This is a genomic window from Rhodococcus sp. Leaf247 (assembly GCF_001426185.1).
GTDB lineage: Bacteria > Actinomycetota > Actinomycetes > Mycobacteriales > Mycobacteriaceae > Rhodococcoides.
The window spans coordinates 1,244,710-1,255,832 of record NZ_LMRP01000002.1 but is presented as its reverse complement, the minus strand read 5'-3'; the positions used below and the strand labels follow the sequence as shown (position 1 = coordinate 1,255,832).

The 11,123-nt window shown below is 67.3% G+C and carries 14 protein-coding genes; 8 read left to right on the top strand and 6 right to left on the bottom strand.

The features are described from left to right. The first annotated feature begins 544 nt into the window (after positions 1-544). Positions 545-973 carry a VOC family protein gene (locus ASG64_RS15280; RefSeq protein WP_042573586.1) on the top strand — a complete coding sequence of 143 codons (429 nt, stop codon included), beginning with the start codon at positions 545-547 and terminating at the stop codon, positions 971-973. Here the strand turns inward: ASG64_RS15280 and ASG64_RS15275 are convergent, their stop codons facing one another. Both ASG64_RS15275 and ASG64_RS15270 read right to left on the bottom strand, forming a co-directional pair. Next, entirely contained in the window at positions 974-1,732 is a 759-nt protein-coding gene (locus ASG64_RS15275) for a lysophospholipid acyltransferase family protein (protein WP_056074269.1), read from the bottom strand. 22 nt (positions 1,733-1,754) lie between these two features. After that, positions 1,755-2,774, bottom strand: a complete 1,020-nt coding sequence (locus tag ASG64_RS15270) for an NADP-dependent oxidoreductase (protein ID WP_156148808.1) — start codon at positions 2,772-2,774, stop codon at positions 1,755-1,757. A 62-nt stretch (positions 2,775-2,836) separates the two neighbouring features. On the opposite strand from ASG64_RS15270, the gene ASG64_RS15265 reads away from it, so the two are divergent. After that, entirely contained in the window at positions 2,837-3,400 is a 564-nt protein-coding gene (locus tag ASG64_RS15265) for a TetR/AcrR family transcriptional regulator (protein ID WP_056074268.1), read from the top strand. Positions 3,401-3,463: 63 nt separating this feature from the next. Continuing rightward, positions 3,464-3,859 carry a hypothetical protein gene (locus ASG64_RS15260; RefSeq protein ID WP_235579598.1) on the top strand — a complete coding sequence of 132 codons (396 nt, stop codon included), beginning with the start codon at positions 3,464-3,466 and terminating at the stop codon, positions 3,857-3,859. A 114-nt stretch (positions 3,860-3,973) separates the two neighbouring features. Here the strand turns inward: ASG64_RS15260 and serS are convergent, their stop codons facing one another. Beyond that, positions 3,974-5,236 carry a serine--tRNA ligase gene (serS, locus tag ASG64_RS15255; RefSeq protein WP_056074266.1) on the bottom strand — a complete coding sequence of 421 codons (1,263 nt, stop codon included), beginning with the start codon at positions 5,234-5,236 and terminating at the stop codon, positions 3,974-3,976. A gap of 28 nt (positions 5,237-5,264) precedes the next feature. Further along, positions 5,265-5,675: an ankyrin repeat domain-containing protein gene (locus ASG64_RS15250; RefSeq protein WP_056074265.1), complete on the bottom strand. Its 411-nt coding sequence runs from the start codon at positions 5,673-5,675 to the stop codon at positions 5,265-5,267. Between the two features lie 62 nt (positions 5,676-5,737). Here ASG64_RS15250 and ASG64_RS15245 point away from each other — a divergent pair, with 62 nt between their 5' ends. The 5 genes from ASG64_RS15245 (at position 5,738) to ASG64_RS15225 (ending at position 9,576) form a co-directional block, all read left to right on the top strand. Further along, positions 5,738-6,886 (top strand): septum formation family protein, encoded by a 1,149-nt coding sequence (locus tag ASG64_RS15245; RefSeq protein ID WP_442971143.1) that lies wholly within the window; start codon positions 5,738-5,740, stop codon positions 6,884-6,886. Position 6,887: 1 nt separating this feature from the next. After that, on the top strand, positions 6,888-7,232 hold the full coding sequence (locus tag ASG64_RS15240; protein WP_442970457.1) for a metallopeptidase family protein: 345 nt from the start codon (positions 6,888-6,890) through the stop codon (positions 7,230-7,232). A gap of 81 nt (positions 7,233-7,313) precedes the next feature. After that, a complete protein-coding gene (locus ASG64_RS15235) occupies positions 7,314-7,628 on the top strand; it encodes a PE domain-containing protein (protein WP_056074264.1) in 315 nt (104 codons plus the stop codon). After that, positions 7,625-8,782: a PPE domain-containing protein gene (locus tag ASG64_RS15230; protein ID WP_056074263.1), complete on the top strand. Its 1,158-nt coding sequence runs from the start codon at positions 7,625-7,627 to the stop codon at positions 8,780-8,782. Before ASG64_RS15235 ends, ASG64_RS15230 begins: the two co-directional genes overlap by 4 nt. After that, complete coding sequence (locus ASG64_RS15225; protein ID WP_056074262.1) at positions 8,779-9,576, top strand: ESX secretion-associated protein EspG; 798 nt, start codon at positions 8,779-8,781, stop codon at positions 9,574-9,576. The genes ASG64_RS15230 and ASG64_RS15225 overlap by 4 nt, the downstream gene beginning before the upstream one ends. Here the strand turns inward: ASG64_RS15225 and ASG64_RS15220 are convergent. Then, a complete protein-coding gene (locus tag ASG64_RS15220; RefSeq protein WP_056074261.1) occupies positions 9,519-10,181 on the bottom strand; it encodes a histidine phosphatase family protein in 663 nt (220 codons plus the stop codon). The genes ASG64_RS15225 and ASG64_RS15220 overlap by 58 nt on opposite strands. Further along, on the bottom strand, positions 10,178-11,089 hold the full coding sequence (gene pheA / locus ASG64_RS15215; protein WP_268793333.1) for a prephenate dehydratase: 912 nt from the start codon (positions 11,087-11,089) through the stop codon (positions 10,178-10,180). Before pheA ends, ASG64_RS15220 begins: the two co-directional genes overlap by 4 nt. Positions 11,090-11,123 lie beyond the last annotated feature (34 nt).

The following is an 11,123-nucleotide window of genomic DNA, read 5'->3' as shown; positions in this document are numbered from 1 at the left end:
GACATTCATCGACACACTGTTGAGTTCTCAAAGAACACGCACACACCACCACCACCCACACACAGCGGGAGGATCCGGGGCAACCGTTCCAGCCTAACCACACCGCGACACCCGAGTCAAACACCAGGCACCACATGGATCAGGAAGTTGGACTGTACGCTCAGCCTACACGAGATGCAGACGAACCTTTTCTGTCCGATCGGCCATGCGACTCCGTCCCACCTCGTTCGCCCAGCCCCTGAAGGCCTTCGGTCGGTGTCCGTGTCGCTCTGACTCGAAGAAAGTTACGCNCTGTCCGATCGGCCATGCGACTCCGTCCCACCTCGTTCGCCCAGCCCCTGAAGGCCTTCGGTCGGTGTCCGTGTCGCTCTGACTCGAAGAAAGTTACGCGAGTGATTCATGAGATGCAAATCGCCAGGTCAGCGGCGATTCTTCTGCGACATCCTCTGGACATCGCTTCCATGCGTGGCCACGAATACCCCGTGTGTGCGCCCACGTCGGCTCGACGGTCGCGTCGACAGGTGCATCGGAATCGGAGCAACACATGCCTATCGCAGCAGTCGACTACAACCACGTACGCCTGACGGTCAGTGACATCGCGGTATCGAAGAAGTTCTACGACGATGTCTTCGGCTTCGAGGTGGCGTTCGAGCTGCCGCCGAACCCGGACGCGGAGACGAAGGAAGCCCTCGGCTTCCTCTTCGGCGGTGTCATCTACAAGTTCGCCGGCGGTCTACTCGGACTTCGTCCCACCGCGCCGAGCGACGACACCTTCGGCGAGGATCGCGCCGGTCTCGATCATCTGAGCTTCAGCGTCGCCTCCATGCAGGATCTGCACGACGCCGCTGCGCTCCTGGACCAGCTCGGCATCGCTCACGAGCCGGTCAAGGATCTCGGTGACGCCGGCATGGCGATCCTCGAGTTCCGGGATCCCGACAACATCGCGCTCGAGATCGCCGGCCCCAACAGCTAGTCAGTCCGAGGCGCGCTTGCGCTCGTCTCGCGCTGCCATCCGAGCCTCGAGGTCGACGGCATCCAACTTGTCGGCTTCCTCGAGGGTCGGGGCTGTCCCCCCGAGACGGGCAGGTACCCAGTACTCACCGGCGGGGTGCTCGTAGTTCTTCTGGATCTCGGCGAGCATCGACTGCATCGTCGTGCGCAGGTGTGTGGTCAGCTCGCCGGCGGACGTATCTGCTGCGATCGGCTCACCCACCCTGATGGTGATCGGGGTGTTCGTGCGGCCGAGACGCTTCGGGAACCCCTTGGTCCACACACGCTGAGCTCCCCAGATGACCATGGGAATGATCGGGACCCCGGCTTCGATCGCCATCCGAGCTGCTCCGGACTTGAAGTCCTTGATCTCGAAGCTTCGACTGATGGTCGCCTCCGGGTACACGCCGACCAGTTCACCGCGCGCGAGTGCGTCCACTGCCGACCTGTACGACTCGGCGCCGGCGCCGCGATCCACGGGAATGTGCTTGAGCGCCCGCATGATCGGGCCCGACTTCGAGTTGTCGAAGACCTCTTTCTTCGCCATGAACCGGATGTACCGCTTGTGCTTACGAGCGGGAAGGCCGGCGTAGGTGAAGTCCAGATATCCGGTGTGGTTCACCGCTATCACCGCACCGCCCTGCGCGGGAATGTTCTCCGCGCCGGTCACGTCGAACTTCAAGCCCTGAGCAGCGAAGACCGTGCGAGCGATGCCGATGATGGTGCGATAGACAGGTTCCACAAACAGCAGCGTAGCGGTAGCGCTACCGCGCAGCGGAGATCCGTACGACCATCTTTCCGGTGTTCTCTCCTCGGAGCATGCCGAGGAAGGCGTCGACCGAACGCTCGATCCCGTCGACGACCGTCTCGTCGTAGCTGATCCGGCCGTCGGTGAGCCATGCGGTCATGTCCTCGGCGAAGGCGGGGAACCTGTCGAAGAAGTTGCCCACCGTGAAGCCGCGCAGCGTGAGGCCTCGGGTCACGATGTTCGACATGTTGTCCGGTCCGGGAGTGGCCCCCACGGTGTTGTAGGCAGAGATCGCGCCGCACAGTGCAGCGCGTCCGCCGTCCTTGAACGAATCCAAGGCGGCCTCGAGGTGGTCGCCACCCACGTTGTCGAAGTAGACGTCGATGCCGTCCGGAGCTGCTGTGCGCAGCTGGTCGCGAACCGGGGCCCGCTTGTAGTCGAACGCCGCGTCGAAGCCGTACTTGCCGGTCAGAAGGTCGACCTTCTCCGCCGATCCCGCAGAACCGATGACCCGTCCGGCGCCGAGAATGCGGGCGATCTGGCCCACCGCGCTTCCCACTGCTCCGGCAGCGCCCGACACGAACACCGTGTCGCCCTGCTTCATCTGGGCGATGTCCTGCAATCCGACGTACGCGGTCAGGGCCGTCATACCGAGGATTCCCAGGTAGGCCGAGGTGGGAACGCCGTCGATCTCACGGACCGTACGGAAATTCGAGGCTTCTCCCTGCGCGATGTCACGCCATCCCAGCTGATGCACCACGACACTCCCCACAGCGACGTCGTCCGACCGGCTCTCGAGGACTCGGCCGACGGCGCCACCGGTCATCGTCTCGTGGAGAGCGAAGGGCGGTACGTACGACTTGACGTCGTTCATGCGACCGCGCATGTACGGATCGACCGACATGAAGTCGTTCGCGACCCGCACCTGGCCCGGCTCGAGGTCTGGAAGGTCGACTGTGACCGACCGGAAGTTGTCGGCAGTAGGCCACCCGGTGGGGCGGGACACGAGCTGGATCTGGGTGCTTTTCACGTCGATGCTCCTTTTGTGGATCGTTCGGTACACTAAATACCGTACGCCTCACCGACGAAGGGTGACAGATGGGTAGGAGAGCGACGTTCGACGCCGAGCGGGTGATCACTGCTGCGCGAGACGTGTTCTGGCACAGAGGCTTCGAAGGCGCGTCCCTACCCGAACTCGAGGCAGCGACCGGCCTGTCCCGGTCCAGCATCTATCACGCGTTCACCAGCAAGCGCGGCATGTTCGACGCAGCGGTGCAGGATTATCTGGACACGGTGGTGGCGCCGCGACTCGACCTGTTGCGGACCGACGACGGTCTGGACGCCTACTTCGCGTCGATCGACTCGGAACTCGACGTCCTCGATGCCGACGCACCACGTCGCGGCTGCCTTCTGGTCAACACTGCTGCGGGATCCGCCGCGCACGACGACACCCTCGCCGCCGTCGTCGACGCCTACCGTCGGCGACTGACCGATGCCGTCACCGACGCCCTGGTGAACCGGGGTGACGACGATCCCGAGAATCGAGCTCGCATCCTGGTGACGATGAGCTCGGGCGCACTTCTGCAGGCACGCGTCGACCGGAACGAGGCACGCGCGATCGTCGCCTCGGCACGGAAGTTGGCGCGGTCCTGGGAATCGTGAGCCGACGCGGACATCGGTACCGTCGAGGAAGTGGATATCGACCGGTGGCGTAGCCGACTCCCCGTGACCAGAGCATCGGACGGGGAGCTCGTGGGGTGGACCGTCTCCGACATGGCTCGCGACGACGGCGAACTCGTGGACGCCGTCAACCCTGTCGGCCACGTGATCGCCGAAGACGTGCAGCTCGAGGCGGCAATCGACGTTCTCGAAGCGCGCGGGCTGAGTTCGCTGTCCGTACCCTACTGGGCGCGTGCGCCGTTACCGCTGGTCAGCGAGCTGGATCTCCGGCGTGCGACACCGGAATGGCAGTGGCGTCGGATGGTCATGACGCAATTGGACGACACCAAGGTCTGGATCCGTCCCGCCTACCCGTCGTATCCGGAGCGGATGGTGGAACTCGCCGTCCCGCTACCGGCGGACGACGTCCTGGTCACCGAACCACCGACACGCGACGAGTAGCGAACCCGCACTGCTGATTCTCGGCCTCATGATGCACGTCAGCGCACCCGATCGATCGGAAACCTGCAAAATGGCAGATCCAGTCACGATCGGGTGCGTTCACGTGCGGTACGGCTATGAAGTCGGCGGACGCAGGACGTCGGTGCCGACGAACGGTACGAGCGCAGCCGGGATCTTGACGCTGCCGTCGGGCTGCTGGTGGTTCTCGAGAATCGCGGAGATCCACCGAGTCGTCGCCAGGGTGCCGTTGAGCGTCGCGGCCGTCTGCGGCTTGCCGTTCTCGTCCCGGTACCGCACACCGAGTCGACGCGCCTGGAACGTGGTGCAGTTCGAGGTGGACGTGAGCTCGCGGTAGGTGTTCTGGGTGGGAAGCCATGCCTCGCAGTCGAACTTGCGCGCGGCCGACGAACCGAGGTCACCGCCGGCAGTGTCGATCACGCGGTACGGAAGCTCCACCGCGGCGAGCATTTCCTTCTCCCAGCCGAGCAGTCGCTGGTGCTCGGCATCCGCGTCCTCGGGACGGGTGTAGACGAACATCTCGACCTTGTCGAACTGGTGGACGCGGATGATGCCGCGGGTGTCCTTGCCGTAGCTCCCCGCTTCACGACGGAAGCAGGACGACCATCCCGCGTAGCGCTTGGGTCCCGAGTTCAGATCGATGATCTCGCCCGAGTGGTAGCCGGCCAGCGGTACTTCCGAGGTACCGACGAGGTAGAGGTCGTCGTCGTCCAGGTGATAGATCTCCGACGAGTGCGCGCCCAGGAAACCGGTTCCGGCCATGATCTCCGGACGGACCAGGACGGGCGGGATGACCATGGTGAAACCGTTGGCGACGGCCCGCTGCGCGGCCAACTGCAACAGTCCGAGCTGCAGCAGCGCGCCGTACCCGGTCAGGAAGTAGAACCGGGCGCCGGACACCTTCGCGCCGCGCTCCATGTCGATGATGCCGAGTGACTCACCGAGCTCGAGGTGGTCCTTCGGGTTCTCGATGGTGGGGATATCCCCGATGGTCTCGAGGGTCACGAAGTCGTCCTCGCCACCGGCGGGAGCTCCGTCCTGCACGATGTTCGAGATCGCACGGTGCGCCGCGTCGAGATCGGCGTCGGCAGCGTTCTGCGCGGCTTCGGCGTCCTTGACTCGTGCCGACAGCTCCGATGCGCCCTTCAGCAGTTCCTGCCGCTCCTCGGGCGAGGCCTTGCCCACCTTCTTGCCCAGCGCCTTCTGCTCGGCACGCAGGTTGTCCGCGGCCAGCACCGCGGCGCGGCGGGAGGCGTCGGCGTCGAGAAGCGCGTCGACCAGGGACGGGTCTTCGCCCCGGGTGCGCTGCGACTGGCGGACGGCGTCGGGGTCCTCGCGGACAACTCTGAGGTCGATCACGGGGAGTGAGCCTACTGGGGTCGGACGCTCAGCCGACTCCGAGGATGACCAGGTAGTCCTCGCGACCGAACATCCGGGCGGCGTCGACGGCGGTCGGGTGGCCCGCGTGCGGATCGGCGCCGGCGTCGACGAGCGCACGGACGACGTCGTCCTCGCCCTTGAAGACGGCCCCCGCGATCGGTGTCTGGCCCTTGTCGTTGGGTCGGTTCACATCGGCGCCGCGGTGGGCCAGAGCGATCACCGCATCGGCGTGCCCGTGATAGGCCGACAACATGACCAGCGTGTCGCCGGAATCGTTCGTGAGGTTCACCGGAACGCCGGCGTCGACGTAGGCGGCCAGCGCCGCGGCGTCACCACCGCGGGCCATGTCGAACACGCGCGTCGCGAGCTCCTCGATGCCTGCTTCGAGGCCCGCGTCGTCAGGAATCGCACCACTCATACCGTCCGAACCTACCGGCAGGCATGATGGAGTCGATGTCTTCCACGCCCGATGACCCCACCGTGAGCGCGTCCGATACGGACGACGCCGAGACCACCCCGGTCCCGGCGACGACCGATGCGCCCGCCCCCGAGCCGTCGGACGACACTTCCGAGCCGTCGGGCGAGACTTCCGACCAGCCGCGCACCGTCCAGGCATCGAAAGCTCGACGCCTGCTCGCGCTGGTCGCCATCGGCGCCATCGGAGCAGCAGCCATCACGATCGGCGTCTCGGGAGGCTTCGATCGCAGCGAGAAGCTGGTGACGCCGTCCGCGCAGGGCACGGTCGGCACGGCGTCGACGACGTCGTTCGGCTCGTCCGACGCCGGAGATTGCCTGCAGTGGACCCCGACGGACGACCCGGACACCGACCGACAGGATCTGGCCGAGGTGACGTGCGCGCAACCGCACCGCTTCGAAGTCGCGGAGACGATCGACCTCGGCGTCTATCCGGTCGCGGAGTTCGCGACGGGGGCGCCCTACCCGGATGCCGCCAGGTTCGCGTCGTTGCGCGACGAGCACTGCGAGACCGCCGTGCAGGACTACACCGGCGGTCGCTTCGACCCCACCGGCAAATACTCGGTGGGCCTGATGTTCCCGAGTCAGGCCGGTTGGGCGGCCGGCGAGCGTGCGATCCGCTGCGGCATCCAGCAGACGGGCGCGACCAGCGCCCTGCAGGTCATGACCGGGAGTGTCGCCGACCAGGACCAGTCGATGGTCTGGGAGACCGGCAGCTGCGTCGGGGTCGAGGCCGGTGTTCCGACCGATCCGATCGACTGCAGTGCGCCGCACGCCTTCGAGGTGGTGTCCGTCGTGGACCTCGCCGCGCAGTTCCCCGGTGGGCTTCCCTCGGTGGAAGAGCAGGACAAGTACCTCGAACCCACCTGTACGCAGGCCTCCGATGCCTATCTCGGCAGCCCCGATGCGCTGCGCAACAAGACGTTGACCCTGTTCTGGGACAACGTCGACGCATCGAGCTGGCTCGCGGGCAGCAAGAAGGTCAGCTGCTCCATCGGCAAGGAGGTCGAGTCGGGCGGCTTCGCGTCGATCGTCGGGTCGGCCAAGGGCGACATCACCATCGACGGTGCCGCTCCGGTTCCTCCGCCTGCAGTTCCCGACGGCCGCAGCCTCCCCGTTCCCCTGCCCGGAGCATCGCCTCTGCCCGGAGCGTGACGTGCCCGTCACCATGACCGAGGCCGAGTTCGACAACGCCGTCGGCGACGCGTTGGACTCCCTCCCCGACGAGCTGGCGTCGTTCATGTCCAACGTCGTGGTTCTCGTCGAGGACGAGCATCCGACGGAAGACCTGCTGGGGCTGTACGAGGGTGTCGCGTTGACCGAGCGGTTCGACTACAGCGGTCACCTTCCCGACGTCATCACCATCTACCGGCTCCCGATACTCGACATCGCCGCCGACGAGGACGATGCACGCCGGGAGATCGCCGTGACGGTGGCGCACGAGATCGGGCATCACTTCGGTATCGACGACGACCGGCTCCACGAACTGGGGTTCGGCTAGACCGTTCGGCGGGCCCGGAACCGAACCGGCGGTCCGTGCGTCCAAGCATCGAGATCAGAAGCGATGTGAACGGAGACCTCCATGCCGGGCCATGTGTTCGTCGATCCCGAGGCGCTGCTGTCGGGCGCTGCCGAACTCGATGCGGCGGCGGCGCGCCTGGCGGCGGCGGTCACCGCTGCGGCTGTGGGGATGCGGCCCCCACCGTCGGGAAGTGACGAGGTGTCACTGCTCGCTGCCCGATATTTCCTGTTGTCGGCGCAGTCCTTCGACACCGCCGTCGCGGCGTCCGTCGCGGAACTGCACGAGGCCGCCGCCGCGTTGCGGGCTCAAGCGGCCGGATACGACATCGTGGATTCCACCTTCTCGTCCGCACTGTCGGCCGGCGGCACGGCATGACCGCCGGACCCACCGGCGTGTTCTGGCTGCCCAGGACTGCCACCGTCAACTCCGCCGCGTTGGCCCTCGGCGCCGGTCCGGTGCCACTACTGGCGGCCGGTACTGCCTGGGGCGGCGCCGCCGCCGCGGTGGCCGATGCTGCCGCGACGGTCGCCCGTGTCACCGCCGAACTCGCCGTCACCTGGAGCGGGGATGCGGCCGGCGCGGCATCGGCCGGACTCACGTCATTCGTAGCTTGGAGTACGGCAGCGGCGGAGCACGCCGCATCGGTCTCGGCGCAGGCCACAGCGCAGGCCGCCGCCGTCACCACCGCACTCGCGATCATGCCGTCGATTCCGGAAATCGCCGCCGTGAAAGCCGGCCGTACCACCGCCTACGCCGTCGGCGGCGCGCTCACCGGTGCAGCGCAGGCCGCGGACGCCGCCGATGCCGCCCTCGATGTGCGCGCGGCACTCGTCATGGAGTCGTACGAAGCGGCCTCGGCCCACCTCGCACTTCCCGCCGCGTTCGACGCTCCACCGCAGATCGTCACAGCCGTGACAGCACCCGTCGGCCCGACCGTGACGCCGGTCCTCGCGCACGCCGACAAGGACGTCTCGGCACGGCCGGAAGAAGGCGAACGCGACGACTCCCTCGCGCCTCGCGGGTCCGACCCGGTGACGTCGGAGCGAACTCCCGACGTGTTCGCGACTACCGTCGAGGGTCTGCGGGAGCCCGCCACGACGCACGCGGCGTCGATCGCTCAGCAGGTTCCGTCGCACCTCGTGTCTGCGGTGACCTCGGGTTCGTCACCCGGCCCGTCGACGACGGCGGGATCCTGGATGTCGTCGATGCCCTCACCCAACGGGGCATCGACCGGCCCGGCCGGGTGGTCGTCCGCCGGGGGAATGTCCGGTGTGTCGGCGGGAGCAATGTCCCCCGGTCGCACAGCGTTCGCGACGTCGAGCGTCATCGGGAACGAGGTCATCGGCGACGGCGGCCAAAGCGCGGTGCTCGGCGAATCGTCGTCCCGCGCGGGTCTCGGCGCAGGACTGCCGACGGGCGGTGTCCGACACGACGAGGACACGGTGACCAGCCGCCGATCCGCCACGACGGTGGTCGAGATCGACGACGGCGTACCGGTCGTCCCGGCGGTCATCGGAGCGCGGTCGTGACTGCACCTGTTCTCGGTGGTCGGCCCGATGTCGACGGACCGATCACCCTCGATATCGCCGAGCTGGACTACGTCCTCGGCCACGCCCGTCTGGGCCCGCTTCCTACCGTTCTCGGCCCGACCCCTCCGGGCGTCGGGGACGGAGCCGGCCTCGCTGTGCGCGGACTGCTGACACCGACCGGTGCAGTGCAGCGTCGCCTGCTCGGCGTGCTCACGACCGTCACGTCGCCCTCATGGTCGGTCGAGGTACGCGTCGTCTCGCATCCCGGCAACGGTGCGGAGCCGCGATACAGCCTGTGCGGCAACCACACCGGCGTGTCCGTGTGGGTAACCAGCTCCGGCGGTTCGATGACCTTCGATGCCGGGCACGGCGACTCGGCGAGGACGCTCGTCTCCGCGCTGGGCACGCTGCAGGGCGAACTGCTCGACACGGTGCACGACTCGACCGATCTTGTCGCGGAACGGCTTTCGGTGCTCGTTCCGCAGTGCACCCGCCACGTCGAGATCGTGGGACTCACGCACGGTTCGGGACCGGCCGTCCGAGTGGGGCCTGTCGTGGCGGTGTACGACAGCCCCTCCGGCCGCATCCTGGCGAGCACGTCGTCCGACGCGGACGGACACTCCTGGACCACGCTGTCGTCGGGCACGCTGCCACGGTTGACCAGTGCAGTGCGGGGAGTGATCAGCGCTGCGACAGCTGAGTCGTCTCCCCCGGATCACCTGGTCGCACCGAGGCATCAGCCCATGGGGTCGTCGGGGGTCCGGCTGCCCTTCGTCTCGAACGGCGGGGTGTAGGTACCCCAGCGAACGCACTCCCAGCGCGAATCACCTTCGACAGGAACCAGTTCGACGGTTCCCGTGTTGTCCAGATGATTGTCCGACGCGAAATCGCGATCGATGTCGGCGAGAACCGCCGCGACGAGCCGGATGGCCGCGCCGTGGCTGACCACGAACACGGTCGACGAGTCCGACGTCAGATGAGTCGCCCGAAGTTCGTCGAGCACCGGAACGTACCGCGCGAGCACCTCGGCGCCGGACTCACCACCGGGGATCCGGGAGTCGAGATCCCCGTCCAGCCAGGAACGGTAGACCTCGGTGAAGCGCGCGTGGTCTTCCTCGGCGCTCCGGTCCTCGAGCTCGCCGACGAACGTTTCCTGCAGACCGTCACGCACCGTCAGCGACACATCTGCCGCGTCGGCGATGTACTGCGCGGTCTGTCGCGCTCGGAGTGCGATCGAGGAGACGACGGCTGCGGGCTCCACGTCGAGAGTGCTCGCGAACTCGCGGGCTTGCCGGTGACCCAGTTCCGTCAGATCCGCACCGGGCGGGCGTGTGTCGAGCCTGCGCGCGACGTTCGAGTGCGTCTGGCCGTGCCGAACGAGAACGAGTCGCCCGCTCACCGGTCTCCCCGTCGCAGTGCGTCGACCCAGTCGTGACCACCCACGTCGTCGGTATGACGGTTCGCGGCAGCAGCGACGTGTGCGCTCGGCCACGATCCCAGGAAGCGCGCATCGGCCTTGGTGTGGAGTACGCGCAGGGCGTCCGCGACCGCCACATCGTCGATGTGTCCGACACAGTCGATGTAGAAGCGGTAGGTACCCAGATGTGTTCGCAGCGGCCGTGATTCGATGAACGTCAGGTCGATGTCACGGGTGCTGAACTCGGCGAGCGCCGACACCAGGGTGCCCGGTCGGTCCGGCGGAGTGAGCACGACGGCGGTGCGGTCGGCACCCGTCGGCGCCGGCGGCGGGCAGGGACGAGTGACGTAGACGAAGCGCGTGCGCGCGTTCTGCACATCGGCGACGTCCGCGGCCAGCACCTCGAGACCGAACCGTATGCCGGCCAGACCGGTGGACACGGCGGCGTCCGCCAATCCCAGTGAGACATCCTCGGCCGCAGCGGCATTCGACGAGGCGAACTCGACCTGTGCGTCGGGCATCGCCGAGGCGATCCAGTGCTGCACCTGGGCGGCCGCGTGCGGGTAGGCCCGGACGGTCCGCACGTCGGCCAGCGACGTTCCCGCGCGAGCGACGATGGTGAAGGACACGTCGAGTTCGGTCTCCGCCATGATCTGCAGGCGGTCACCCGTCGCCAGCGCGTCGAGGGTGGGTGGAACGGACCCCTGTACCGAGTTCTCGATGGGCACGACGGCACCGTCGACATCGCCCGACCGCACGAGGTCCAGGGTCGCGGGCGGACTGGACGCACTGACGCGTTCGACGTCGTCGCCCAACACGCCGTCCCCCTCGAGCTTGGCCAGGGCCATCTCCGTGAACGTTCCCGACGGTCCGAAATAGGCGATACGCACGTGCGCCACGCTACGCGTTCCGTGTGGTGGGAGG

Coding starts and splice junctions, on each gene's coding strand:
- ASG64_RS15280 (WP_042573586.1), top strand. CDS start 545: ATGCCTATCGCAGCAGTCGACTACAACCACGTACGCCTGACGGTCAGT.
- ASG64_RS15265 (WP_056074268.1), top strand. CDS start 2,837: ATGGGTAGGAGAGCGACGTTCGACGCCGAGCGGGTGATCACTGCTGCG.
- ASG64_RS15250 (WP_056074265.1), bottom strand. CDS start 5,675: ATGAGTGGTGCGATTCCTGACGACGCGGGCCTCGAAGCAGGCATCGAG.
- ASG64_RS15235 (WP_056074264.1), top strand. CDS start 7,314: ATGCCGGGCCATGTGTTCGTCGATCCCGAGGCGCTGCTGTCGGGCGCT.
- ASG64_RS15230 (WP_056074263.1), top strand. CDS start 7,625: ATGACCGCCGGACCCACCGGCGTGTTCTGGCTGCCCAGGACTGCCACC.